The sequence below is a fragment of the Candidatus Vondammii sp. HM_W22 genome, assembly GCF_022530855.2.
In the GTDB taxonomy this organism is placed as follows: domain Bacteria; phylum Pseudomonadota; class Gammaproteobacteria; order Chromatiales; family Chromatiaceae; genus Vondammii.
In genome coordinates this window covers 839,474-864,200 of the sequence record NZ_CP099567.1, presented here as the reverse complement: position 1 = coordinate 864,200, position 24,727 = coordinate 839,474, and the positions used below count along the sequence as shown (strand labels likewise).

General features: G+C 51.1%; 22 protein-coding genes and 8 pseudogenes. 20 read left to right on the top strand and 10 right to left on the bottom strand.

Translation table 11 applies throughout. The features are described 5' to 3' along the window. Window positions 1–74 precede the first annotated feature (74 nt). On the bottom strand, window positions 75–704 hold the full coding sequence (locus MN084_RS04895) for a TetR/AcrR family transcriptional regulator (RefSeq protein WP_241086982.1): 630 nt from the start codon (window positions 702–704) through the stop codon (window positions 75–77). Window positions 705–1,211: 507 nt separating this feature from the next. On the opposite strand from MN084_RS04895, the gene MN084_RS04890 reads away from it, so the two are divergent. The 3 genes from MN084_RS04890 to MN084_RS04880 are packed head-to-tail and all read left to right on the top strand — an operon-like array spanning window position 1,212 to window position 2,298. Further along, window positions 1,212–1,478, top strand: a complete 267-nt coding sequence (locus MN084_RS04890) for a transposase (protein WP_330178395.1) — start codon at window positions 1,212–1,214, stop codon at window positions 1,476–1,478. Continuing rightward, on the top strand, window positions 1,472–1,696 hold the full coding sequence (locus MN084_RS04885) for a hypothetical protein (protein WP_330178394.1): 225 nt from the start codon (window positions 1,472–1,474) through the stop codon (window positions 1,694–1,696). The genes MN084_RS04890 and MN084_RS04885 overlap by 7 nt, the downstream gene beginning before the upstream one ends. Continuing rightward, window positions 1,624–2,298: an integrase core domain-containing protein gene (locus MN084_RS04880; RefSeq protein ID WP_330178393.1), complete on the top strand. Its 675-nt coding sequence runs from the start codon at window positions 1,624–1,626 to the stop codon at window positions 2,296–2,298. The genes MN084_RS04885 and MN084_RS04880 overlap by 73 nt, the downstream gene beginning before the upstream one ends. 108 nt (window positions 2,299–2,406) lie before the next feature. Here the strand turns inward: MN084_RS04880 and MN084_RS04875 are convergent, their stop codons facing one another. Both MN084_RS04875 and MN084_RS04870 read right to left on the bottom strand, forming a co-directional pair. Next, window positions 2,407–2,748, bottom strand: coding sequence for a glucosamine--fructose-6-phosphate aminotransferase (locus tag MN084_RS04875; protein ID WP_241086984.1), 342 nt, complete (start codon window positions 2,746–2,748; stop codon window positions 2,407–2,409). Window positions 2,749–2,853: 105 nt separating this feature from the next. Beyond that, window positions 2,854–3,063: pseudogene (locus MN084_RS04870) on the bottom strand (LysE family translocator); the annotation flags it as partial. Window positions 3,064–3,128: 65 nt separating this feature from the next. On the opposite strand from MN084_RS04870, the gene MN084_RS04865 reads away from it, so the two are divergent. The 4 genes and pseudogenes from MN084_RS04865 to MN084_RS04850 all read left to right on the top strand — a co-directional run bounded on the left by MN084_RS04865 (window position 3,129) and on the right by MN084_RS04850 (window position 5,954). Beyond that, window positions 3,129–3,419 (top strand): transposase, encoded by a 291-nt coding sequence (locus tag MN084_RS04865; protein ID WP_241086985.1) that lies wholly within the window; start codon window positions 3,129–3,131, stop codon window positions 3,417–3,419. Window positions 3,420–3,451: 32 nt separating this feature from the next. After that, window positions 3,452–3,727, top strand: a complete 276-nt coding sequence (locus MN084_RS04860; protein ID WP_330178392.1) for an IS3 family transposase — start codon at window positions 3,452–3,454, stop codon at window positions 3,725–3,727. A gap of 71 nt (window positions 3,728–3,798) precedes the next feature. Further along, window positions 3,799–4,800, top strand: a pseudogene (locus MN084_RS04855) (IS256 family transposase); the annotation flags it as partial. A gap of 104 nt (window positions 4,801–4,904) precedes the next feature. Beyond that, window positions 4,905–5,954 (top strand): annotated as a pseudogene (locus tag MN084_RS04850) (IS3 family transposase). A gap of 481 nt (window positions 5,955–6,435) precedes the next feature. Here the strand turns inward: MN084_RS04850 and MN084_RS04845 are convergent. After that, window positions 6,436–7,416 (bottom strand): D-alanine--D-alanine ligase, encoded by a 981-nt coding sequence (locus MN084_RS04845; protein ID WP_241086988.1) that lies wholly within the window; start codon window positions 7,414–7,416, stop codon window positions 6,436–6,438. Window positions 7,417–8,069: 653 nt separating this feature from the next. After that, window positions 8,070–9,315, bottom strand: a pseudogene (locus MN084_RS04840) (IS256 family transposase). Window positions 9,316–9,579: 264 nt separating this feature from the next. Here MN084_RS04840 and MN084_RS04835 point away from each other — a divergent pair. The 12 genes and pseudogenes from MN084_RS04835 (at window position 9,580) to MN084_RS04780 (ending at window position 17,791) form a co-directional block, all read left to right on the top strand. Next, window positions 9,580–9,885, top strand: coding sequence for a hypothetical protein (locus tag MN084_RS04835; protein WP_330178391.1), 306 nt, complete (start codon window positions 9,580–9,582; stop codon window positions 9,883–9,885). Further along, complete coding sequence (locus MN084_RS04830) at window positions 9,882–10,298, top strand: hypothetical protein (protein ID WP_330178390.1); 417 nt, start codon at window positions 9,882–9,884, stop codon at window positions 10,296–10,298. The genes MN084_RS04835 and MN084_RS04830 overlap by 4 nt, the downstream gene beginning before the upstream one ends. A gap of 71 nt (window positions 10,299–10,369) precedes the next feature. After that, window positions 10,370–10,651, top strand: coding sequence for a hypothetical protein (locus MN084_RS04825; protein WP_330178389.1), 282 nt, complete (start codon window positions 10,370–10,372; stop codon window positions 10,649–10,651). Window positions 10,652–10,807: 156 nt separating this feature from the next. Further along, window positions 10,808–12,862, top strand: coding sequence for a metallophosphoesterase (locus tag MN084_RS04820; protein WP_330178522.1), 2,055 nt, complete (start codon window positions 10,808–10,810; stop codon window positions 12,860–12,862). Between the two features lie 104 nt (window positions 12,863–12,966). Next, a complete protein-coding gene (locus tag MN084_RS04815; protein WP_330178388.1) occupies window positions 12,967–14,568 on the top strand; it encodes a pentapeptide repeat-containing protein in 1,602 nt (533 codons plus the stop codon). Window positions 14,569–14,700: 132 nt separating this feature from the next. Beyond that, window positions 14,701–14,838 carry a hypothetical protein gene (locus tag MN084_RS04810; RefSeq protein WP_241086992.1) on the top strand — a complete coding sequence of 46 codons (138 nt, stop codon included), beginning with the start codon at window positions 14,701–14,703 and terminating at the stop codon, window positions 14,836–14,838. Next, window positions 14,835–15,017, top strand: a complete 183-nt coding sequence (locus tag MN084_RS04805; protein WP_241086993.1) for a hypothetical protein — start codon at window positions 14,835–14,837, stop codon at window positions 15,015–15,017. The genes MN084_RS04810 and MN084_RS04805 overlap by 4 nt, the downstream gene beginning before the upstream one ends. A 295-nt stretch (window positions 15,018–15,312) precedes the next feature. Then, window positions 15,313–15,501: a transposase gene (locus MN084_RS04800; protein WP_241086994.1), complete on the top strand. Its 189-nt coding sequence runs from the start codon at window positions 15,313–15,315 to the stop codon at window positions 15,499–15,501. 195 nt (window positions 15,502–15,696) lie between these two features. Then, window positions 15,697–15,795 (top strand): annotated as a pseudogene (locus tag MN084_RS19260) (hypothetical protein); the annotation flags it as partial. A gap of 548 nt (window positions 15,796–16,343) precedes the next feature. After that, window positions 16,344–16,517, top strand: a pseudogene (locus MN084_RS19255) (transposase); the annotation flags it as partial. 245 nt (window positions 16,518–16,762) lie between these two features. Next, window positions 16,763–17,439 (top strand): annotated as a pseudogene (locus tag MN084_RS04785) (transposase); the annotation flags it as partial. Between the two features lie 73 nt (window positions 17,440–17,512). Then, window positions 17,513–17,791, top strand: a complete 279-nt coding sequence (locus MN084_RS04780; RefSeq protein ID WP_241086997.1) for a hypothetical protein — start codon at window positions 17,513–17,515, stop codon at window positions 17,789–17,791. 96 nt (window positions 17,792–17,887) lie between these two features. Here MN084_RS04780 and MN084_RS04775 read toward each other — a convergent pair whose 3' ends face one another. The 3 genes and pseudogenes from MN084_RS04775 to MN084_RS04765 form a co-directional block, all read right to left on the bottom strand. Next, on the bottom strand, window positions 17,888–18,664 hold the full coding sequence (locus tag MN084_RS04775; protein WP_241086998.1) for an ABC transporter permease: 777 nt from the start codon (window positions 18,662–18,664) through the stop codon (window positions 17,888–17,890). Further along, complete coding sequence (locus tag MN084_RS04770) at window positions 18,661–19,590, bottom strand: ABC transporter ATP-binding protein (protein WP_241086999.1); 930 nt, start codon at window positions 19,588–19,590, stop codon at window positions 18,661–18,663. The genes MN084_RS04775 and MN084_RS04770 overlap by 4 nt, the downstream gene beginning before the upstream one ends. Window positions 19,591–19,802: 212 nt before the next feature. Then, window positions 19,803–21,021: pseudogene (locus MN084_RS04765) on the bottom strand (L-serine ammonia-lyase, iron-sulfur-dependent, subunit alpha). A gap of 137 nt (window positions 21,022–21,158) precedes the next feature. Here MN084_RS04765 and MN084_RS04760 point away from each other — a divergent pair. Continuing rightward, window positions 21,159–22,286, top strand: a complete 1,128-nt coding sequence (locus MN084_RS04760) for an NAD(P)/FAD-dependent oxidoreductase (RefSeq protein WP_241087164.1) — start codon at window positions 21,159–21,161, stop codon at window positions 22,284–22,286. Window positions 22,287–22,337: 51 nt separating this feature from the next. Here MN084_RS04760 and MN084_RS04755 read toward each other — a convergent pair whose 3' ends face one another. Both MN084_RS04755 and MN084_RS04750 read right to left on the bottom strand, forming a co-directional pair. Then, window positions 22,338–22,985 carry a response regulator gene (locus tag MN084_RS04755; RefSeq protein ID WP_241087000.1) on the bottom strand — a complete coding sequence of 216 codons (648 nt, stop codon included), beginning with the start codon at window positions 22,983–22,985 and terminating at the stop codon, window positions 22,338–22,340. After that, entirely contained in the window at window positions 22,985–24,631 is a 1,647-nt protein-coding gene (locus MN084_RS04750) for an ATP-binding protein (RefSeq protein ID WP_241087002.1), read from the bottom strand. The genes MN084_RS04755 and MN084_RS04750 overlap by 1 nt, the downstream gene beginning before the upstream one ends. Between the last annotated feature and the right edge of the window lie 96 nt (window positions 24,632–24,727).

The following is a 24,727-nucleotide window of genomic DNA, read 5'->3' as shown; positions in this document are numbered from 1 at the left end:
TTGCATCATATGCAATCTATCAATCAATTAGTATATTTCGATATCTTCAAGGGACAAATAAAATATGCGTATGTCTATTTAAATCCATTTTTCAATATGTCAATAACAGCTGCGCTGTAATCTTCCGGAGATTCAGCAAAGTGAACATCTGGCAGATGCTTTAATACAGAGCGCATTTCAAAGAAAATACCACTTGAACCCAACAAGAGGAAAGCAAGTAAAGATGGATCTATTTCTTCTCTGACCATCCCCTTGGCTTTCGCCCGATTCACTAAGCTTACGACTTTGGAAAAAGTATCTGCAAACACCTCTTCCGCAAGCTGCTTACCTCTCTGCTCACTGTTTTCCATCAGCTCCCGCTGAATTAATTGGGTCGATAGAGACTCCGACAATATTGTTTGCAGATGGCTGAGGTAAAATTGCTCCATCTGCTCAAGCGGATTATCAGTTGATCGTGTTTTTCCCACATCAAGAGCTGCTGCAGACCGAGTACAGGCACCCTTTAGCACCGATAAATAAAGCGCTTCCTTTGATTTGAAATGATGGAATATATTCGCCTTACTGACTTGTGCATGCATGGCAATCTGATTGAGTGAAACCGCATCAAAGCCTTTTTCTGCAAACAAAGCCTCGGCTATCTTAAGAATCCCTTGAGCGCCCGGAGACAACTCGGAGGGTGGTGATGATTGTTCCGCCTGGATCATTTTGATTTTTCCTCACGCCACGCAATACTGACCGACCGATCGGCCACCAGTTAGATTATGCCGTATTCATTGTGATGTCAATATTTTCAGCTATGAATAAGAAGAGATATGAGGACGGTTTTGAAGACCAACTGATATGGGAGTAGGCGGCTGTTTGCAGCGATGAGACCCACATGGGCATAGCTTCAGATTCCTCTGCTGAACAACATCTAGATCTATCACAGATATTCAGCATAACGGATAACGGATAACGGATAACGGATAACACCTGAGTTTATTGCTTTGGTGAGTAATCGGAAAATAATACGTTTTTCACTATCTTAAATTCTGATATCTCACTAACATGATCTGGATCATTGCCGAACAAGCTAGTGTATTAACCATGAGGCGAGGTACAGCCTCCCTCAGAAATAATCTGCGCCACCGGAAGTAAAAGGGCAATCCCCCCGGGAAGTAGCTGACGCCAAAAGTAGAATTTTCTCGTAATATGAACGCAGGAGATTCTGCATGAAGACATCAAGATTCAAGGACAGCCAGATCATTGCTATTCTCAAGCAGGCTGAGACTGTCACACCAGTTTCCGATCTGTGCCGGGAGCATGGCATGAGCAGTGCCACCTTCTACAAGTGGCGCGCCAAATACGGCGGCATGGACGCCTCTCTCATGAAGCGTATGAAGGAACTCGAGGATGAGAACCGGCGACTCAAGAAGATGTACGCCGAGACCAAATTAGAGGCGGAGATCGTCAAGGAGGCCCTGGCAAAAAAGTGGTAAGGCCATCTCGTCGCAAGGAGATGGCCAAGATCGCAGCTATGCAGGATGGCGTGTCGGTACGCCTGGCTTGTCGTGCATTCTGTATCAGCGAGACCAGCTATCGCTATCAGGCCAAGCATTCGAGCGACAACGCACTGGTTGCAGATTGGTTACTCCGATTGACGATGACCAATCGAACCTGGGGTTTCGGGTTGTGCTATTTGTACCTGCGCAATTGAAGGGTTACCCCTACAATCATAAACGTGTATACCGCATATACAGGGAGTTTGAGCTGAACTTGCGAATCAAGCCCAAACGTCGATTGAAGCGCGACGTGCCGGATGCGCTAGCTGTACCTCGTCAAATTAACATCATGTGGTCGATGGATTTTATGCATGACAGCCTGGCCGATGGCCGTAGCTTCAGGACGTTCAATGTCATCAACGACTACAATCGTGAGGGGCTGGGTATTGAGGTGGACTTCTTGTTACCGGCAGTGCGTGTCATTCGTGCACTGGAACAGATCATCGAGTGGCGAGGCAAGCCAAATTCCATTCGCTGCGACAATGGCCCCGAACTAATCAGTGGTCAACTGATGGAGTGGGCAGAGAAACAATGGATTAAGTTACACTATATCCAGCCCGGCAACCCGCAACAGAACGCGTACGTGGAGCGTTTTAACAGAACAGTTCGACATGAATGGCTGAACCAGCATCTCTTTGAGTCGATCGAGTATGCCCAGCACACCGCCACTCAATGGTTGTGGCGCTACAATACAGAGCCGCCAAACATGGCCATTGGAGGAATAACCCCGTATCAAAAGTTGGCGCAAGCCGCATAAGCTCTACTTTTGTGCGCAGCTAAAAATGGGGGGATTACCAAAGAACGGGGTCCACGCGGGTTTTTAATTGGATAGCAGAAACTGCCGTTTGATTGCCAACCGCTATACTTAAGAAGCTTCTGATTCGACTAAAAAATTAGCTTCAGCTGTTACCTTATCGATCGAGACCTGTATCTCACAATAGGCATTTTCTGACAATGGATCGTCCCCACAGCTACAACCACCGATAATTTCATTAAAAAAAATGCCAACTTTAGCCCGAATATAACCCTCTTCCTCAGCAAAATTTATAATAGTCGCACTGATATTACTATCATCGACAAGCCCACCTTGAGTGGTACCTTTATGCAAAGGCAACACGCTCGTTTCCAGATTCTCGATTTCACTTTTCAATACCCGTGAAAAGGAGTCCGATCCCCAGTTAGTCAATGAAGTGATAAATTTAGGCATAGTTTATCCCGAAATGAAAATAGCGGTGAATGAAAAAGCCGGGTGTCCCTATCCCTTCTAACGAGTGATCTATCAGACTGCCAAGCACCTTACACTATGGCCTGCTTAGCCTATGGCTAACCAGATTCCGACACCGATCACCAGGGAACCGGCAACGCGATTCATAATCCTGACATTGCCACTCTTCTGTAAGAAACGGCTCAGTGTACGGCCACCCGTTGCATAAGCCATCAGGCAGAGAAACTCAATAACCAGAATAATTGTAAGCAGTATCGTCACCTAGGGGCCCAGTACGTATTCTGCATTGATAAAAGGTTGTTCTGGTTTAATTGATCTGGACACTTGAATAAAAGACAATACCGTTGATTATCGTAGCGGATATGAATCAAAAACGAGTTTACAAGAGTTGCCCTCAAGCCTTTAAAGAAGAAGCGGTTGGATTGGTGACAGATCAAGGTTATTCGGTCGCTGAGGCGGCTAAATCACTGGGTATTCGAGCTAATCAACTCTATGGTTGTAAAACAAAGATTGAAGCCTCAAAACAAGACGGTGCGTTATCAGCCGATGAGCGGACGGAGCTTCACCGATTACGCAGAGAGAATAAGCACCTACGTATCGAAAAGGACATATTAAAAAAGGCTTCAGCCTTGTTCGCCAAAGAAATGAAATAAAGCATCAGTTTATTCAGTGTCACTCAGCCCAGTTGCCGGTTAACCGCTTATGCCAAATTGTTGGATTGAGTCGATCAAGCTACTACGCGTGGGTTAAGCGGCCTACCCTGTTAATCAGCGCTGAAGAGTTACAGCTTTATCGCCGAGCTAAAGCCTTGTTTGCAGCAAGCCGCCAAAGTCTGGGCTCCAGAGAGCTAATGAAAAAACTGCGCGAAGAAGGCTTCTCTATTGGCCGCTATCGAACGAAAACTGTGATGCGTAAGCTAGGGCTGCGCGTCACACGAGGTATAGTCATTTCTGGCGTATGAGGAATTAAAGCAGTATATCCTGTTGGAAGGAAAAGATCCTAGCCGATCACCAACCAACAAGAGTACGCTACATGAAGGATGATAATATTGTCGGGCTGAATAGGCCAGCGCGAGATGTCCTTTCTGAGCTTTTACATACCGGATCCCAGCAACTATTAGCCCAAGCCATAGAGGCGGAAGTCGCCACCCTGTTGGCACAATACCAAGGGTTGCTGAGAGAATCAGGCTTACAAGGTGTTGTGCGCAATGGGCACCTGCCGGAACGTATGATCCAAACAGGGCTTGGTGATGTTGGGGTCAAGGTTCCCAAAGTAAGAGATCGTACCGGGCAAGGCATCAAGTTCAACAGCGGTTTGGTGCCACCGTACTTGAAGCGAGCGAAGACCATTGAAGAGCTGCTGCCCTGGTTGTACTTGAAAGGCATCTCTACAGGCGACTTCAAGGACGCACTGGCAGGTTTGCTTGGCGCTGATGCCGAAGGTTTGTCCTCCAATACCATAAGCCGCCTCAAGCAAACTTGGGAAGGCGAATATGGTCAGTGGCGTAAGCGCGATTTATCAAAGCGGCGCTATGTGTACATTTGGGCCGACGGTGTTTATTGCAACGTAAGGCAAGACGACAAGCTTTGCTTGCTGGTGATCATGGGTTCCGACAGCACAGGTCGTAAGGAAGTCATTGGGCTTACGGATGGCTACCGTGAGTCAGAAGCGAGCTGGTTAGAGTTGTTAGAGCAGCTCACAGAACAAGGTTTTACGGTGCCGCCAGAGGTGGCCGTTGGTGACGGTGCACTAGGCTTCTGGAAGGCCATTACCAAGCATTGGCCAACGACGAAGCACCAGCGTTGTTGGGTGCACAAGACCGCCAATGTGCTCAACAAAGTGCCTAGGGCGATACAGCCTAAAGTCAAAGAGAATCTGCATGATATTTGGATGTCTGACTCTCGAACCCATGCCGAAAAAGCCTTTTATTTATGCTTGCGAAAATATGAGGCTAAGTACCCGAAAGCGATGCATTGCTTACAAAAATACCGAGACAAGATGCTGACTTTTTATGATTTTCCTGCGGAACACTGGTGACCTTTCCCCCAGAAATAGAGCCATGACAAGGATGAGATTTCCAATTAGTCTGTGTATTAGGAGATCTCAAGATGAAGAAGAAGCGTTACAGAGAAGAGTAAATTATTGGTGCCATCAAGCAGCATGAGTCAGGGGTAAAAGTTGATGACATTTGTCGTCAGTTCGGCATTTCAACCGGGTGCTTTTATAACTGGCGAAGCAAGTACGCCGGGATGGATGTCTCAGAAGCCAAACGGCTCAAAGAGCTTGAAAGCGAAAACAACAAGCTTAAGAAGTTACTTGCCGAGAAAATGCTTGAAGCTGAGGCGATGAAGGATGTGCTCTCAAAAAAGTGGTAAAGCCTGCTGATAGAAAACAAATCGTGAGCTACCTTTAAGTCGCGGTTCAAATTAAGTGAGCGTAGAGCTTGCCAATTAGTAGGCTTAAGTAGAACCGCTTTTCGGTACGTTACTCAATGGGGAAAAGATGAGCCTCTACGCAAACGGTTACTTGAGCTGGCAAAAAAGCATCCGAGTTATGGTTATTTGTTTTTACATGGCCTCCTGAGAGGAGAGGGGCCTGTGAAAAACAAGAAGCGGACCTACCGAGTCTATAACGAAGAAGGTCTTCAAGTGAGGACTAAAAAACGCAAGAAGATAATACGACCAAGAATGCCAACGATTATGCCCATTGGTAAAAATATACGCTGGTCAATGGATTTTGTCAGTGATCAGTTGGCTAATGGTCGCCGCTTTCGAGTATTTAATGTGATTGATGATTACTCAAGAGAAGTTATTGGCCAGCTCTCTGACTTCTCGATCAATGGTCACCAGGTCGCTCGTTTTTTAACTCAGCTGATTGAGCTAAGGAGCGCTCCGGATCAAATAATCTGCGACAACGGTACTGAGTTTACTAGCAAGGCGATGTTCTACTGGCAAAAAGAAAGTGGCGTTAAGCTAGGTTTTATTCAGCCAGGTAAGCCTACTCAGAATGCGTTTGTAGAAAGCTTAAACGGTAAATTCAGAAATGAATGCTTAAATCAGCATTGGTTCAGGTCCATTGATGACGCTAGACATGAAATTGATCAATGGCGAGAGCACTACAATCACGTGCGGCCTCATAGCGCATTAAATTATTTGTCACCTGTGGCCTTTGTGAATAGGGCCGCTTAGAATGAATTATCTCATCCAAGTCTTGGTATTAAGATGGGGGGAAGGTCAGTACGTGGCGCGAGGAATAAACCTGGGGCGCGCCGCATCGAGCACCTGAAGTGAATAGGTAGTTTTCTCTTTCTTCAAGACGCGTTAGGCGTTCGAAAGCATCACAGCAATGTGCTTCCTAAAGATACGCCTTGTTCAATCCATCGTAAAAGTCCTGCTCAAAGAAGTTCTTTTCAGGATCGGAATTGACAAGGTCGACCTGCTATGGATCTATCTACAGTGATAACGTCGATCAATCCCGCCAAGATAAATTTGTTTTCGACATTATTCGCAAACAAACTGCTTGAATGAAGAAGGTACAGTAAGAACAAAAAATATTTAGTTAAATGATACACGATCTACTTTTTAATTATAACGTCTGCAATAACCGAAACATGTAGGGAACGAAGTGACCAGAGCTTTTAAAATCCGTGTTCATTGCTTTGTTATGCCTTCAGTCAAATGCATCAAATGAGTTCTTCGCAATATCGATGATCATCTGTCTATGACTAATTCCTCCATTCAGTTTGTAGCATCTATAAAAATATCCAAACCCAAATCCAGGGATCAAGTTTGCTTCAATAAAATTAGGGATTCCATTTTCGTCCATTTTTATATCAATGCGACCATAACCCTTTGCGCCTAATGCTTTAAAAGAGTTCAGTGCTAAACTTGAAACTATCTTTTTTATCTCCGGATCACTGATGAGCAATGCAAGCTCTTTGTCTGCAATTTTATCATCATAGCCTAGAATTCGAATATTTTTTTTATTCTCCTCTGCAAGGAGTTCTATGGGGTAAATTTGAAAATTATTTTTTCTAAAATCTTCAATAATAGCAACAGTATACTCTTTTCCACTTAGAAATTTTTCGACAAGTGAAACAGTATTTTGGTTTCTAAATATGGAGGCAACCTTCTCTTGGTACTCCTGAAATGTATAGGCAAGAGACTTTAAATCTATTCCACGAGAATCTCCTTCAAATAAGGGCTTTATAAACAATGGATATTCAAGAGGCATTTCTAATGATTTATGTTTATCTGAATCGGTGACAAAAAATGGAGCTGTAACAAGACCATGTTCTTGTATCTTTTTTTTCGCTTCACTTTTATCAAATTCAAGTTCTAAAGCATTTCTTGATGATCCTGTATATTTTATACCATACTTATCTAATATGTCAGTGAACCATATTTTTCTTTTCGAGCTTCTTTCTATAGAATCATGATCAAATCCTAAATATTTAATACCAGAAATAACCAAGTCTGGGGCTCTTTTGATGAGCTCGCTTATTTCTTGTTCTGTTTTAATTATTGTTATACGAATATTAGTATAATAGCTACTTAATGCTTCGTGCATAGTAATCAATGTTTTCTGGGGCATAAGGTTGAGCCCTCCAATTGGCGAAGTCACAATTTCGATATATTTTGGTATTTTCATAATGAGGTATTTATTCTAAAAGGGTTAATTTTATAGGGCATACAATATATTCGACTGCTCACGCAGTATTGGTAATCGCACGTAAGCGGCCTAGTGTACGATTAACCGATTCGGCCTGGAATCAATCGGCCAACATCCCTATCCGGGTCGGATGCCTATTTTTCGATAACAAGAAAGGTTCACATATCTGATATTCGATCCTGTCGTCCCTGACTCCGCTCCACGCTTTTTTGATAATTGAAATATCTTATTAAACCGTCGATTCCTGAGAAGCAGAGACGTTAGTATGTAAAACGTGTCAAGGTGTTCATTAAGGCGAAAAATAGCCACAGGACTAGGGAGGTTTTGCTACCAACATTACCTATACTTTGAAACAACAGACCGCCAAAATTGCCTCGCAAACTACAATTTCATCCGTGCATAGTAGCTATACGGGTTTTATACTGTGAACAACTGTCAAGGCATCTTCTGAATTACGTATACCATTGTCCTGTTGATCACCAATGTCAAGAAAGTCGATGAAACAGCAGGGCTTGGAAGCCAACGGATTTAGAGAAATACCGTAAAAAGAACGCAAGGAGCCGTTTCTCGATCGACACACCGCCCCCCGTCAAAACAGAGTTATAGTCAAATCTGGTGTTTAGCCAGTTGAATCAAGCGTCGACCTGATCGACTCCTGCTACCTCAACACCCTCTTTAAATTTGATTCCGGTTATCACCTTCGCCAGGTAATCGAAACCCCGTAATCGTCCCCACTTCTTCTCGGCACACAGGCCGAGTTTGAACATCATGTGTAGCATGCCGTCACGCGATAGGCAGCCCTTGGAACGCCTGGTTCGATGGCGGATTGTCCCGAAGGTGGATTCAATCGGATTGCTGGTCCGAATGCTCTGCCAGTGCTGCGCAGGAAATTGATAGAAAGCCATCAGTTCCTCTCGGTCTTTGTGCAGAGAGATGGCAGCCTTCGGATACTTTGGCTCATACGTTTTGATAAATAGATCAAAGGCCTTTTCCGCATCGGCCTGGGTCTCCGACTGCCAGATGTTATGCAGTATCTGCTTCGCTTTCGGCTGAGCTGACCTTGGCAGGCAGTTCAGCACGTTCATGGTCTTGTGCATCCAGCAGCGCTGCTGACGCGTCTCCGGATACACTTCCTACAGCGCAGCCCGGAATACCATGGCACCGTCACTGATCGCCAATTTTGGCGGGGTCAGTCCGCGTGACTTCAGTTTCAACAGTACCTCCCGCCAGCTGTGTGGATTCCCGCACACCATCTTCAATTGCCAGAAAATGCTTCTCACCACGCTCATTCATGCCGATCACCACCAGGGCACACAGCTTCGTCTGCTCTGCTCTCTGTCCGCTGTAGACACCGTCTGCCCACACATACACCCAATGGCCCTTATCCAGGCGCTCCTCGCACCCGCTCCGATATTCTTCTGCCGAGACCTGCTTCAGATGCGATACCCTGCCGGCCGACAAGCCTGTTGCATCCGGAACCACCAGCACTTTCAGGGCTTCACCCATCTCTCCACTGGAAATCCCCTTCAGGTAGAGCCACGCCAGCGCCGCTTCCAGTGACTTCGTCTTGTGTACATACGGCGGCACCAGAGCTGATCGGAACGTTACCGGCTCGCCGGTCTTCGCGCGAACTTTGGGGATATTGACCGTGACCGGCCCCAATCCTGTCTGCAGTTTACGAGCTGGCAGGTGACCATTACGCACCACACCCGCCTTGCCATCCTCTGCCCGTCGCTCGACGTGCTCCGCCAACAGCTCCAGCAGCTCGGCCTCCACCACCTGGTAGATCAACTGCTCTGCACCGCTTCTCAGCAACTCTGTCAGCGGATCGATAATCGTATCGAGACCTGCCAGCTTAACAACGTTATTCTTACTCATGGTGGCGTATCTCCAATGGTTATTTTGATGTCTCGCAACAACAAATCAACCAGATACCCCGCTCTTTTTCAATTCCTTTCAAACACCACTTTCAGTTATAACTCGTCAAAACAGAGACCAACAAAGAAAAGGATATAAATGCCTTGACAGCGCCCCCCGGGCTTTGTAATTTCTGGCCAGTCAACGGGAATGATATTCTCACCAACGGACGGTCAATCAAGGACACAGCCCCCTTCCCGACCCTCCGTCCAGCCGGAGCGCACCATGCACGACAGCCAACTGCTACCGATCAAAGACGTCATGTATGAACAGGCGCCCTTCATCGACCTGGCCATCAACCGCCTGACACTCACAGGCCTCCTGATCCATGCCCCACACCGCCACAGTACCGAAGAGATCGCCGCCTGGCTGAAACAAGGCCGATGGGCCTACCTCAACCCACAACCCGAGCAACCCCTCCTTGTCTGGTACGAAAAAAATGGATTCCCAACCCCGCCGCCAACACCTACACCGCCCCCGCCTGCCGGTTGCTCGAAGCCATACCCTACCTGCGGCGCCACGGCCGGGTGATCAAACAGAAGCGTCCCAACGAACTGCCCTTCTACACCCCCCCCTACCGGGCTAGGCCGCAGGAGTACATCCCGGAGGACCCCATCTGGCGCGTGCAGTACCGCGACGAACTCTGGTTCGCCGACTACCCGGGGCTGGCGATCATGCGGGCATCCGGCAAACAGGGGGCCCTCAACTACCAGGGGTATCTCCCGACATTCCAGCAGCCGGAGGAGAAGAAGCTGACCCTGCAATTCTTCCCCGGCCAGGGACCCGATCGCAACCACACCCAGACCATCCGCACCGGCGACGGCGCACCGGCCGTGACCTTCGATGGCGACCGCGTCGAAGAGCTGGGCTGGGCTGGGCGCAGGCCAATGTCTGTCGCGACAAGCTCGATATCACCCTCAGATCCCGTGCCCACAAGGCGCTGATCCTCTTCCCCGCCCTGGGCACCCCGGCATTGCTCTGCGGGCAGGGAAAACAGCTAAAGGTCATCCTCGCGGTGAGCGATGCCTTTCACCAGGGGATCAACGCCGAGCGCCAACCCAACCCGGCAAAAAGCATCGGCCCGATGACCCTGCGGCGGCTGCACGCCCAATTCCGCCTCAAACCCTGGGGCACCAGCGACAAACACCACCCCGACCTCGACCGCATCTACGAAAACTGGCAAACCGCCCAGGAGAACATCCGCCTATACCCCCGCGGCGAACTGAAAAATAGCTCAGAGACCGGCCTGCCGGTCAGTGATAACAACGGCAAGTGCATCGGCATACTCCAACCCTGACATCATCGACTTCTACCGGAAACACGGCTACACCCGGCTCTATCAGGTCAACCTCAATAAACTGCCCCCCTCCCCGGGTCTCTACAACTTGGTATGGCACTACCCCGACGACGAAGAGGAGAACCCCTCACCCATTGATAAAGAGTCACACCACGGCTGTTCACACGAACCCCAGGACCGCCTCCAGGCCGACTACTTCAGTCAGGCAAAAAAGCAGGGCGGCAAGCAGATCGATCGCAGCCGCCTCAACCCCTGCGACCGGCGGCGGCGCAAGCAGCCCGAACTCACCGGCGACGGGCGCTACACCGGCGACACCCCCTTCAGCGAGGGTACCGCAGAGAGCGCCTCTGGCTGGAGAGCCGTCACCCTGTCTACATCAGCGACAAACCCAAGCTCAACCCCGGCCACCTCAGCGACCTGCACCTCTCATCCCGCCAGGCCCTCTACCCAGACAGCCCGGCGCAACTCATCCCCGGCGCCGACACCGCCACCTCGCCCCCACTCGGCCCCCAGTCCCACCACAACGCCGCCGCCCTGAAACGCCTGCTCGACGCCATGGGCAAAGACCCGGAGATCGACCTGCTGCTGCTCACCGGCGATCTCTACGACCACGCCATCAACGTCGACCCGGCCCACGAGGCCCATCAATCCCTCAACACCCCCGGTGATCTCTGGCGGGCCATGGACCAGGCGCACCATAACGACCGCGACCGCTACCCCCGGCACATCGACGCCCTTTACGCCGTCAGCCTGATCCACCACTTCATCGACCGCTACCAAAAGCCGGTCTGCTACATCGACGGCAACCACGAGGCCTACGAAATGCCCTATGGCATCAGCCCGCGCCTTGACAAAGGGAACGGGATGTTCATGTTCCTCCACGGCCAACGCGCCAACGCCGGCATCCCCGCCGATCACGGCCTGACCATCTACGAAGCGGCACTGCTCTACGGTCCCGGTTACGGCCACTACCACACCCTGGACAACTTCAAAGCCGACAACCTCTGCTGGCTGCACCACCTGATCACCCCCTGGCGTGACTGGCTCACCGCCCACGGCAAGCAACAGACCTGGATCGGCCTCGGCTGGGGCGACGACGAGGAGTATGCCGGCTCCACAGCCACCGGTGGCGGCTCCTTGCCCCGGGCCAACCAAGCCTGCACCGACGATCAATGGGCCCTGGTGCAAAATGCCGTTGAAAAAGACCCGGCCGCAGAAAAGCTGCTGCTCAGCCACTTCACCTACGTTAACTACGCCACCGATATCCCGCTGACGACCGGCAACAGCAAAATAGACGCCGATGACGTGTCGCCGGGCGATATCGGCCCGGGGGACCGGGATAACCTCGACGAAGGCAGTTTCCACGACAACCGCAAAGCGCTCTATGAAACCTACCTGCTCCCCGGCAAAATCCACTACACCTTCTCCGGCCACAGCCACCGGGCGGGGGTTTACCGGCTCACCGGCGAGCCCGGCTATGTCACCCGCAAAATCACCACCCGGGGCGACTACCCCGATGGCTACACCCACCCGGACGGCACCGCCTGCCTGCTGGTGGCGGGTTCCGGCGGTCCCATCACCCGGCAGAACCGCGAGGGAGAGTACGCCGGTTACGGCATGGAGGCCCCTCAGGGGCTGAAGCTCGATACCGAAAGCGGCAAGGTCAACATCGTGCGCGACGCACAAACAAGACCGCGCATGGCGGTGTTGCTGGACTACCTCTGGTACGAAGGCGGGCATAAGGCGCTGCAATACGGCCTGAAAGGCGATGGCAGGCGGTTCCAGCTACGCCTCGACGAGCGCTGGCTCAAGGCCAGCGAACACGGCGGTGAGATGCTCGATGAGATCCGCCTGCACCTGCACAGCGGTGGTAAAGCAGGCTATCAGGGATATATCCGGCTGAAGCAGACCGCCTGCGAAGCAAGCCAATGGACAGAGCGAGTAAGCCTCGGTAGCCGGTCGGCGCTCGTGCCGGTTCGTGGGGTCGATGTGGAGTATGAGGTTGCTGAAGGGGAAGGGGGATGTCGTGGGGGGATCTTGATAACGAAAAGAAAGAGATTATCATTAATGGTGGCTCTCCAATGTACTTCCTCTCCATCCACCTCAAACAGATCGAACACGGCCACCGGCATAAACACTACGACTACGACTCGCCCTGGTGTTTTCCGGCAAGTGTGTCTGAGTCTGAGAAGGGTGAGAACAGGCTCGTGACCATCCGGCGCAAGGGAGGCGGGAGAAGCGATGTGCCGGATTTTGAAGATATATTTGATAACCCAAAACTACTCGGTGAAATATATGACTACTGAGGAGAAAACATGATCACCCTGCGCCACCGACTCATCCTCATCGGAAGCCTGTTTTTTGTCTCATTAACCCCAGGAAACGCTATGAGCCTCATACCCCCGCTACCCCCCGGCAGTGAACTGAAAGCGCTGCTGCAAGATGTCGAACGCCTCAACACGGCCCTGGAGCAAAACCCCGATCTGCTCAGCGATACCCGGCTGAAAGACCTGGAGCTGACCGGCCTGGTGCTGAAAAATGTAACGCTGAGCAACCTCAAGCTCACTCGGGCAGACTGGTCCAACGTCACCATCGAGGGGGCCACCTGGATCGGGGTAAAGATGAAAGAGAGCGAACTGGATAATGTCACCTTCAACCGGGTCTACTTTAACCTGGATGAGGCGGTTTACTGGGGCTCGACGGATTTTGTCAAAAGCCGTCTGCACAATGTGCATTTTGTCGAATCTGAACTGATCGAAGTACGTATCAAAAAACTCAAGCCCAGCCGGCTGTTTTTTGAGCACAGCAAACTGAGAACGAGGGTGAATGAATCTCATCAACAAAGATCGGGGGGTCTGGGCCATTCACAACTGGATCTGTTTATTCGAGACTCGGACATTGCGTCTTCGATCATAGGCCCGCTGAAATACCCCTCCAACGTCCTTATCGAAAACAGCCGCGTCATCGGCGGAGTGGGTGGCGAACTCAAGAGCCTGATCATCCGCAACAGCCATTTCGACGGCAACGGACCACAGCGGGCGGACTATGTGCTGGTGGAAGATTCCAAAATAAGCACCGGCTTCCCCCGCGCACGTTTTATCCATCTGAAGAATAACGAATACCTCCATGACGGGCTCCTAGGCAGTGGTATTGGGCTTGGCAAAGTAGAGACAGTGATTATCGATGGTTGTAAAGCCTCCTCCTCTCTGACTATCGGCAAAAAAACGCGTATTCAGAATTTCCATATTCGTAATTGCGTACTCTCGGAGCCCTACCTGAAAAGAGCGCAAGTGGAGCTTTTCCAGCTATGCGATGTGAAAGTGGAACTCGAATCGGAAAAGTCAGCTATCAGCTACCCACGAGCTTGGAACAACGCCTCCATCCGCCACCTCCAACTCCACAACGTCCGGTTCCAGGGTGCATTCCCCCCCGCCACCGGACTCAAGATCGGCCACCTCCAAAGCGGACAGAGCACGCTCCCTGAAAAGCTCCGGGACGCCGCCAGACAGCAAAGCCCTCTGGCGGCCTGTCCGCCCCTGCCCGATACCGAACGCCTCAAGCGCGAAGCCCTCTCCGATGATCCGCCGCTTTCTCTGGCCGTTGAGCTCCAGGATCGCCTGATCGCCGACTACAAGGCATCGGTTCCCCGTGCCAATCCCCCTTTTCATGAAGCTCTGTTCGACCACCTGCAGTGCCAGCTCCCGTTTCGCCATGAGTGGATAGAGCACTACCACAACCACTACGGCCTCGGCGCCGATCTGCTGCCACCCCTGTACGCGGTGTCAGCCTACTGCTCTTCGACGGGCGACTGGAGGCGGTCATCGGCGAGGGCTGTGAGGGTCGAGTACACTACCGCAACCCCGTCTGGCACGCCGTCACCGGACCCTACGGGGAATCCCGCCAGCTGCTCGAGCTGAGCGCCATCAAACCGGCCCATCAGTTCTTTATCCCCGAGACCCTCAACCACACCGGCAACAGCCGCCCGTTCATCTGTCTCTGGTTCACCCCCCCCGGTGCCCCCCTGCACTACGAACACCACCGATCCCTGGATGGTCGAGGTCAGAGCGGCCGTTCCCGAGGGAAAAACCCGGCATCAGGAGAGACACCCCCTTGTCATCGGCCCGTGCTGGGATGAAAAACCGGCAGGATATCCTCCCCTGGAGCCGCCACCCTGGGAGATGGCATGACCACCGCTCTGCACCCGACAACCGGCGCAGAGCGTAATGACAGCCACCACCACGAGGCACTCTACGAAACGTATCGGCTCCCCGGCAAAATCCACTACACCTTCTCCGGCCACAGCCACCGGGCGGCACCGACAGCGATTAGCCGTCCACTGAAGCGATTTGTTGGCCACCGGTTTTAAACAGTGCCCTGCCCTGCGGAGTATGCCCATCGAAAGACAAAGCGAAGAAAACCTCTGCTGGCGCTCTGTAAACTCTCCTGTTTTAGTGACCTTTCCCCTAGAATAACACCACAACTTTGATGAGATTCTCATTCTAAGCTCTATTTGCGAATACCACAGGGGTCATACTGAACCTCCCCCAGTTTAACGGACACTTTTAATCAGCGACAATGTCGCTTAAGGAGTGTTCAAATGACTAGAAAGCGCAAGCCATATAAAACCTATACAGGAGAGTTCAAGCAGGAGGCTGAGACTGATGGATGAGTCTGACAAGCCTGCCTCAGAGATAGCCCTGGAGCTTGGGATCCGAAGAAACCAACTCTATAAATGGAAGGAGCAGTTGCAAAGCAAAGGAGAGCAGGCATTTCCTGGTAAACTAGGCAGGCCAAAGTTAAAGAAGATCAAAGAGAGCTTACCACGCTACGACAGGAAAACGAGCGGCTAAAGGAGGAGCTTGAAATACTAAAAAAAGCCGGTGTACTTTGCAAAGGAGCGGAAGTGAAGTACACCTTTTATCCAAGCTAACAGTATGGAGTGTAACGTTACCCGACTCTGCTAGGCACTGGAGGTATCACCCAGCGGGTACTACGCATGGCGAGACAGACTGGAAAGCACCCGAGCTAAGTGCAATCGTCAACTCGTGAGCAAAATCAGCCTGTTTCATAAAGCCAGTCGTAAGATCTACGGCTCACCTATGATACATCAAGATCTGGTTGATGCCGGTGAACAGGTCGGTGTTAATCGTGTTGCCAGGCTGATGAGCAAGCACAGTATTCAGTCAAAGATGGCCAAAAAGTTCGTCATTACAACCGACCCAAAGAATACTCTGCAACCAGCGACAGACAGGCTTAAACGTCACTTTGATCTAGTTGATCACGAGGACTACCGAACAAAAAACGAGGCCAAGAAAAGCCTGTTCAGGTTCATCGAAATCTTCTATAACAGGCGGAGACGTCATTCCTATTTGGACGGTGCATTCTGGTCATTCCGATCACCCGTACCGGTTTGATTCCAGCATTTGCTGGCCGCTACTTTGGATAAAACTGGTGACCAAACACAGGCTAAACTCATGAGTTTGCCTAAAGGCAGTGTGCTCGTCTTCGACAAGGGGTATGCCGACTACACCTAGCATAACCAGTTGACTGAAAAAGGAATATTTTTTGTCACACGAATTCGAAGCAATGCAAAATACCCGTGTACTGGAACGACGAACAGTGAATAAATCACAGGGAATTACCAGCGACCAAATTATAGTACACTTCTGATCAGTCTAGAAAAAACAACCCGATGGCGGTCAGACGAGTCGGTTTTTATGATGCCAAAACCAATAAGTATTATGTCTTCATTACCAACCACCTTGACTGGTCAGAAAAGACTATTGCCGATATTTACAAGCAACGCTGGCAGGTTGAGTTGTTCTTTAAATGGATTAAGCAGAATCTCAAGATCAAAGCCTTTATGGGTAACACGGATAATGCTGTCATGACGCAGGTTTGGGTGGTACTATGTGTTTACCTGATACTGGCGTACTTAAAATTTCAGGCAAGAATCAGCCAAAGTCTTCAGCAGATGAGTCGACTGATCCATCTGGATTTATTTGCTAAGCGAGACTTGATACAGCTGTTTAGGCCTCCGCCGGATCTGCAGATAGCCTCGCCTCAATTGGGGTTATTGTTTTCGCTGAAAATAAGTGGAACAGCAGTGCTGTGGATGGCGTTTTCGAGCAATATGGTTCACGGCACGGCAGCGCAGCACGGATTTTCGCCAAGGAGAGCGTCTGGGCCCGCGAGATCATCTTATCGAAATAGACAAGCCAAAAGTCAAACCCGCCTGGATGAGTCAGGCAGAGTATGATCAAACCCCCGATAGATTGAAAGTGCGGGAGTTGCGTGCTGGCGGTAAGATCCTGGTGACAACACTACTTTGCTCAAAAAGTACGAGCAAAGCCGCCCTAAAGGCACTCTATCGGAACCGTTGGCAGGTAGAGTTAGATATACGCAACATCAAGACCACTCTGGGAATGGAAACATTAAGTTGTCGCACACCGGAAATGGCGGAAAAAGAGCTGTGGGTCTATCTTTTGGCTTACAACTTGATCCGTTTACTGATGGCTCAGCCGGCATTACTGGCTGACATCATTCCTCGACAACCTAGCTTCAAGCATACTTTGCAGCTATGGGTTGTGTGGCAAAAAAGCGGTCGTTACGACATTGACAAAATTGATGGCCTTTTTATCCTCATTGCACAGCAGCAGGTTGGAAAATAACCGGGACGTATGGAGCCGCGAGCTATAAAACGAAGACCCAGGCAATTCCCGCTACTTACCAAACCCAGGGCTATTGCGCGAGAGAATATTCGGGGAAACGGCACCCAAAAAACTTAAGTAAGTAGCATTCCTCGCAGGCCGGCAATTTCATCCGTGTATAGTAGCTATACGGATTTTATATTGTGAACAATTGTTAACCAACGTCTGTAATGATGTTGACTGGCAATACTGGCTGGACTCTGCCAAGCAACTCGAGGTCGATCACCCCACTACTGCACGTCAGCTGACACCTGATGAGTTGAGCTGTATCAAAAAACGCAAAAGTGAGGAGCCTCTCAATCATGTCCGTACCACACACCATTCCCTTCTCGTGCGCTTTACGAGTGAGATAATGATCTATACCCATGTACTCAATCGCCCCGGTGTTGTGGGGGATACAGTCCACTTGATATCACATGATAAGGGCTGATATATTCAAAATTCATGTTGAATGTCGATTAATTGCCGTGGATATTTGCAAGAGGGGATGGACTCTTAAAACACTCCAAAATCCGTCAGGCCCTGTTCAACTCTTAATCCCTATACCCCGTTTCAGCAAATAAAGACTGAAACCGGTTAGCCCGACAATGAACAGTAAAATAATACCCAGGGCTGCCCCGATATGGGTGTCTGACATACCAAGCAGGCCGTACCGGAACGCATTCACCATATAAAAGATTGGATTGGCCAGTGAGACATTTTGCCAGAACTCCGGAAGCATGTGGATAGAGTAGAAGACACCGCCGAGATAGGTCAGCGGCGTGAGAATAAATGAGGGCACAATAGAGATGTCATCAAAACTGTTGGCGTAAATTGCGTTAATGAAGCCTGCCAAGGCAAAAAGTGTCGAGGTAAGAACAACGACAGTCAGGGTCCAGCCATAGCTCAGAATGTGCAGGTCGGTAAATAGCAGGGAGACAACCGTTACCGTAAGGCCCACCACCATGCCACGGGCAACACCCCCACCCACAAAGCCACCGAGAATCACCCAGTTGGGAACAGGCGATATCAGCAACTCCTCCACATGGCGCTGGTATTTACTGCTGAAGAAGGAGGAGACCACATTGGAGTAAGAGTTGGTTATCACCGCCATCAGAATCAACCCCGGCACAATGAAGTCGATATAGCGCACCCCATCCATTTCGCCGATACGCTGGCCAATCAGGTTCCCAAAAATAATAAAGTAAAGAATTGTTGTGATTGCCGGAGGCAGCACCGTCTGAATCCAGATTCTGATAAAGCGCAGAATCTCTTTGACGAGAATGGCCTTGAAAGCGACCCAGTAGCGACTGTAGCGGTTCACTGGACACCCCCATTGCGGCTATTCTTTAGCATATTGATGAACAGCTGCTCCAGACGGTTCTGCTTGTTGCGCATGCTGGTTACTTCGATGCCTTGCTGTGAAAGAAGCTGAAACATCTCATTGATACTCTGACCCCGGCCAATCTCGACTTCAAGAATATTTCCATCCGGTTGCGTCAAACCATAGCCGTCCAGTTCCGGCAATGTATCCAATGATTGTTTCAGATTGAGCACAATGGTTTGATTGTGCAATTGATTGAGCAGTGCGTCCATCCGGCTATGCTCAACAATCTTTCCCTGGTTGATAATGGCGATATTGCGACAGAGGCTTTCGGCCTCTTCGAGATAGTGGGTGGTCAGAATAATCGTCGTACCCTGACGATTCAGCTCCCTCATGAACTCCCACATCGAACGGCGAATCTCAATATCCACTCCTGCTGTTGGCTCATCCAGAATCAGCAGCTCAGGGCGATGAACCAGTGCCCTTGCAATCATCAGCCGCCGCTTCATGCCACCGGAGAGGTTTCGCGACATCAGGTTACGGTTGTCCCAAAGATCCAGTTGCCGCAGGCTCTCTTCCGCCCGCCGCCATGCCTCTTTGCGGGCAATGCCATAATATCCAGCCTGATTGACCACAACCTCTGCCACCGGATCCCACTGGTTAAAGTTAAACTCCTGGGGAACAAGGCCAATGCAGGATTTTACACCTTCCGGGTCAGCGTCCAGATCATGGCCGAAAACCTTGACCGTGCCGGCACTCTTGGTTACCAGGGAACTGATAATGCCGATAGCGGTGGATTTACCGGCACCATTCGGTCCCAGCAGGGCAAAGAAGTCTCCTCTCTCCACTTCAAGATCAATACCTTTTAGGGCTTCAAAGCCATTTTTATAGACCTTTTTCAGGTTTTTTATGGAGAGTGCGGTCATTTCGGATTCAGCTGCTAAAAGGCTCAGGGATGCCTATCATATCGGGGATAAAACAAGGATTCATCCCATTGGGAGGATATGGTGACTGATATCAGTGTATACAAGGCAATATTAATCGCCTTTTAGCGGATTTTAACGCTCGGCGACCCATACGAAATAAGGACGTGCTTCCAAGTTGAGCGTGATGACAAGAAGAAAAAAGTGCAAACCACTCAGCATTCAGTGACGTTAACGGCCAGACCACCCCGGCCGTCTCTTTATATTTGGTCTTCATATCTCTACCGGTCTCGCGCATGATCTTGATCACCTTATCCAGTGAGACGTAGTGTTGGCCATCCCTCCGCAGAGCCAGCCTGGAGGCATTGATCGCTTTTACGGCACCCATGGTATTGCGTTCGATACAGGGAATCTGAACCAATCCGCCAACCGGATCGCAAGTGAGCCAAAGATTGCGCTCCATACCTATTTCGGCGGCATTCTCTACCTGCTCCGGCGTCCCATCCTGTACTTCGGTCAATGCCCCGGCAACCATAGAACAGGCAGCCCCCACCTCCCCCTGACAGCCCACTTCCGCCCCCGATATGGAGGCGTTCATTTTGTAGAGTATGCCAATAGCACCCGCCGGCAGCAGAAAGCGCACCACAGCTTCATCATCCCCGCCGCGCCATTCGTCGGCGCCATCACCACCCGTCCACCGGCCGCATTTCCCTCATTCACTGCCAGCGCGAACAGGTTGACCTAGCCCATGGTGCCCAATGGGACCAAGCTACCAGGGGATTCGGCAACCAGCCTTCGATAGAATGGCCCCCGCCCTGCGCTTTACTTTCATGCCACCGGGCAGTATGCCTTCGGTTCTGCAACCGCGTTCCACGCAGTCACGCATCCCCAGTAACCGGCGATGGATCCCATCTCCACTATTACAGGGGTAGGCCAACGCCACCAACACATCATCCTGACGCTCTGATGACGCCATCACGGCACCGCCCCCAACAGAATAGTAAACCCGGCTGCAGAGTTCATTTCCCTCCCGTCATCAGCGGTAAAAACCATGCCATGGGCATGTCCCGGGAGAGCTTTTCGCTTATGCAACAGCAGTTGAGTGGACTCATCAAAATTGATCGGTCGATCACCCAACAGCATGATTTTCTAGTTACAGCGAATCGTCACGAGGCATTGTTCAATAGCCTCTATATCCACTAACTCCGGTGTTGCTCCCTCAAGCCCCAGTAAAATCGCCTTATCACTGCCATGACCCTTCCCCGTCGCCCTCAAAGAGCCAAAAGCTCGATATGAATCTGTTCCTCCCGGGGGAGCCAGCCCCTCTCTGCCCGGGGTTTCAACAAATCGCCGTGCTGCCCGCATGGGGCCCACCATGTGTGAACTGGAAGGTCCTATACCGATGGTAAAGAGATCAAAAACTGAGATTGTCATAGTGCATAGTTATAGCTGATGAACGGTAATTTCCTCAGATATGGATTCGTATAGCTGTAGCGCCTGCTATATGATCTATGCCAGAAAACAACATCCGGCACAGACCGGTCAATAACAAGAATATGGTGAGGAATGAAATGAATAGAGTAACAATTGTCGGTGCTGGTTTTGCAGCCTTGACTGCCGTGCAAAAACTGCGTGCAGCAGATCCCGGGATGGAAATCACCCTGGTGGCACCAAGACCTGAATTCACCTATCTGCCGGGGACCATCTGGATTCCGTCCGGCCTGCGCCAGCCGGAAGACCTGCTAATCTCACTGGACAACTTTTTCCAGCGCATGAAGGTGCAATATCACAAGGGTTCTGCCACGGGTCTCAAAGACAATGGACGCACCCTGCTCACCGATAACGGTGAAATAACCAATGACGGACTGATCATCTGTTCTGGCGGACAGTTCATCAAAAAACTGCCGGGCATAGAGCATACCATTACCCCCTGCGAAGGCATTCCGGCAGCGGTAAAAATCCGTGACCGGCTGAATCAGCTGGAAAGTGGCACCATTGCCGTCGGCTTCTCCGGAAACCCCAAGGAGCCATCCGCCATGCGTGGTGGCCCGATGTTCGAATTTCTCTTTGGCATCGACCGTAAACTGCGTCTCGATGGTAAACGTGACAACTTCAGGTTGGTGTTCTTCACCCCGGCCCCTAGTCCCGGCAACCGATTGGGGCCCAGGGCGGTAAAAGGCCTGCTCAACGAGATGAAAAAAAGGGATATAGATACTCACCTGGGAAACAAGATCAAAGGGTTCACCGAGAGCAAAATCATCACCGAAGGCGGTGAATTTGATGCCCACCTGATCCTCTTTATGCCGGGTATGACAGGCAACAAGTGGTTTGATAACACTGACCTCCCCCGTTCTGAAGGCGGCCTGATCCGGGCAGATAAATTTTGCCGTGTCGAAGGTATGAAGGGCGTTTATGTCGCCGGAGACTCAGGCAGCTTCCCCGGCCCGGATTGGATGCCGAAGCAGGCGCATATGGCCGACCTGCAAGCCGCGGCGGCGGCAGCCAATCTTGTTGCGGAATTAAACGGCGAAGCACCCTCGGAAACCTTCAAGGTCGAATTGATCTGCATCGTTGACAGCCAGACTACCGGCAGTCTGGTGGTGCGCACCTTGAAACACAATATCGTGCTGCCCCAGATGCGCGCCTTTCACTGGCTGAAGCGGTATTTCGAGTGGTGGTATCTGCGGCAGTATAGGTAGCACCCGTTAAAAAAAGGGGCGCATGAGCACGCAAGAAGGAAGAGACCAACTTCAGCCATCACGCGGACAGAGGCTCTGCTCAACGGCGATCACTGCCGCTTCCACTCTGGAGTGGACATCGAGCTTTCGCAGGATCGCCTTGACGTGGAGTTTCACCGTGCCGTCGGAAATACCCAGGTTTCTGGCGATCACCTTGTTGCTCTGGCCATCCGCCAGATGACAGAGGATCTCCCGCTCACGGGGGGTCAGGTTGGCAAACGCCGCCTGGGCGGATGACTCATGGAATTCGCCCTTCACCGCCTTGGCTAAAACACTGGTCAGCTCATTTGCCACAACAGCGTTGCCACTGACAATATTCTCCAATGCAGCGATAAGATCATCCGGTTCCATATCTTTCAGCAGATACCCCTGAGCTCCCTCTTGCAGGGAGTTGATCACATCTGTTTCGTCACGGCTGGTGGTCAACATGGCAATAGGCATCAAGAGTTCTCGCTTCCTCAGCTCACGAAGCACCTCTATGCCGTTCATATCGGGCATGCGCATGTCCAGCAACACCACATCCGGCTTTGCCTCCGTTGCCAGGTCGATCCCCTCCCGGCAATCACCAAGCGCAGCAACGACATCGATCCCACGTCGTTGCAACAGCTCCTGAAGTCCAACCCGAAACAGGGCGTGATCATCGATCAGCAGTATTCGCATCAGTGACTCTCCGGGTTTTCAACAGCACTATTCACAGTGCCGGTAATATAGGTCAGCTCCACCCGCGTACCCTCTCCCGGTTCACTCTCAATCTTCAGATTGGCACCCAGCCTCCGTGCTCGCTCTTCCATAATCGAAAGTCCGATATGCTCTCCGGGGCGGCCATCAACCTGAACATTGTCGAAGCCGACACCGTCATCTTCCACCAGCAGCAAATACTCTCCTTCTGGCTTACAGTTGAGCAGGACGCGTACGGTATGGGCTTTGGCGTGTTTGCGTATATTGGCCAGACACTCCTGAACAATACGCAACAGCTGCATCTCTTCACTGGCATCCAGATTCGCCTGGCGGCAACTCCGCTGAAAAAAGATCGATGTATCGGTCTCCTGGCGGAAACGCTCCGTCAGCTTTTCCAAAGCAGGTTCAAGGCCTCGCTGATCCACTGGCGCACGGAAACTGTTGAGGAGCTCTCTCAACTCGGCATGGGCCTCATCCAGGCCGTTGCCAATACGTTCGAGTTCCCTCCGTGCCTGGGCACCCTCCTGCCCCTGCTCCAGGGTCTCATCCAGCATCCGCACCTGAAACCGCAGGCTGGCCAGGGTCTGGGCCAGGGAGTCATGCAGTTCGTGAGCCAGGGCGGTACGCTCCTGGATAATGGAGAGCCAGCGGGCTTCTTCATCGGAACGCTGCTTGACAATGGCAATACCCAGATGACTGCCGATGGTAGAGAGCAAGTCCAGCAGATCTTCACGCCCTTCTAGGGCGTCCAGCTTCACGTAGATACGGTAGATACCCAGAATGTCACCATGATATTCCAGTGGAATACTCACCACCTCCATCTCATCGTGACCATACATTCGGCGCTTATTGCGAACAGAGCACTCCTTTGCATCGTGCTCACACAGCAGCTCACCGCTGGAGAGCGCCTTGCCGCATTGGCAAAGCGCAATCGGCAACTGATCCGCCTCGGTCAACAAAATATCATCAGCCCCAAGACTGCCCACCAGACGCATTTTTCCATCAGTGGTAGTCAGTTGTACCGTCACCGCCTTTCCATGGAGGATCTCCTTAAGTACGGGCAGGTAACGCAGCAACAATTCATCCACATCTTCAAATTTATTGATACTGGAGGCGACATCGTAAAGAAACTTCAGTGAAACGGTCTGCTGGGAGAGCCGCTTGGTCTGCCTTGCAACCCGGTTGTCCATATCTTCATACAGATCGATCAACTCACCACTGAGACTGTCCAGGTCTCTGGTTACCGGCCCCAAAACACCGGCGTAATCCATCGGCAAGGTAGACCATGGCTCGCCTTCACAGACGTCAGCCACCGATTTCTCCAGCTGAGCCAATGGCTTGAGTAACTGAGTGCGCAACCGGACAGCCCCCACCAGCATGGCACCAAAGGAGAAAAGTCCCGTCATAAGGTCCAGGGCTGCAATGCCATAATCGGCACCCACACCTAAGAAGATCAATATCGAGATAAACAGATGAATAACCAGAGAAGCAGCCAATGCGCCCAAGGGCACCAGCAGACGGCCAGCCACCAGAATGCGCAGTACTGAAGAGCGGTTCATCAGCGAGGTCAGCAGGCCTTCGCCTGGATACTCGGGACGCTTCAGATGGTCATCGGTCGCTACAGCCATAGTTGATTGCGCTCAAACGGTTAGCAGGGATTCAGGTAACTTCTCGCCGAGATTAACAAGAGGGCATGGAGTATCCACAAGCTTTAATTAGGACTT

Bases quoted from the DNA above. Each gene is read 5' to 3' on its own strand.
- MN084_RS04760 (WP_241087164.1), top strand. From the start codon at position 21,159: ATGAATAGAGTAACAATTGTCGGTGCTGGTTTTGCAGCCTTGACTGCC.
- MN084_RS04845 (WP_241086988.1), bottom strand. From the start codon at position 7,416: ATGAAAATACCAAAATATATCGAAATTGTGACTTCGCCAATTGGAGGG.
- MN084_RS04810 (WP_241086992.1), top strand. From the start codon at position 14,701: ATGGTCGAGGTCAGAGCGGCCGTTCCCGAGGGAAAAACCCGGCATCAG.
- MN084_RS04835 (WP_330178391.1), top strand. From the start codon at position 9,580: ATGCACGACAGCCAACTGCTACCGATCAAAGACGTCATGTATGAACAG.
- MN084_RS04895 (WP_241086982.1), bottom strand. From the start codon at position 704: ATGATCCAGGCGGAACAATCATCACCACCCTCCGAGTTGTCTCCGGGC.
- MN084_RS04815 (WP_330178388.1), top strand. From the start codon at position 12,967: ATGATCACCCTGCGCCACCGACTCATCCTCATCGGAAGCCTGTTTTTT.
- MN084_RS04890 (WP_330178395.1), top strand. From the start codon at position 1,212: ATGAAGACATCAAGATTCAAGGACAGCCAGATCATTGCTATTCTCAAG.
- MN084_RS04875 (WP_241086984.1), bottom strand. From the start codon at position 2,748: ATGCCTAAATTTATCACTTCATTGACTAACTGGGGATCGGACTCCTTT.
- MN084_RS04805 (WP_241086993.1), top strand. From the start codon at position 14,835: ATGACCACCGCTCTGCACCCGACAACCGGCGCAGAGCGTAATGACAGC.
- MN084_RS04800 (WP_241086994.1), top strand. From the start codon at position 15,313: ATGGATGAGTCTGACAAGCCTGCCTCAGAGATAGCCCTGGAGCTTGGG.
- MN084_RS04865 (WP_241086985.1), top strand. From the start codon at position 3,129: ATGAATCAAAAACGAGTTTACAAGAGTTGCCCTCAAGCCTTTAAAGAA.
- MN084_RS04770 (WP_241086999.1), bottom strand. From the start codon at position 19,590: ATGACCGCACTCTCCATAAAAAACCTGAAAAAGGTCTATAAAAATGGC.
- MN084_RS04755 (WP_241087000.1), bottom strand. From the start codon at position 22,985: ATGCGAATACTGCTGATCGATGATCACGCCCTGTTTCGGGTTGGACTT.
- MN084_RS04750 (WP_241087002.1), bottom strand. From the start codon at position 24,631: ATGGCTGTAGCGACCGATGACCATCTGAAGCGTCCCGAGTATCCAGGC.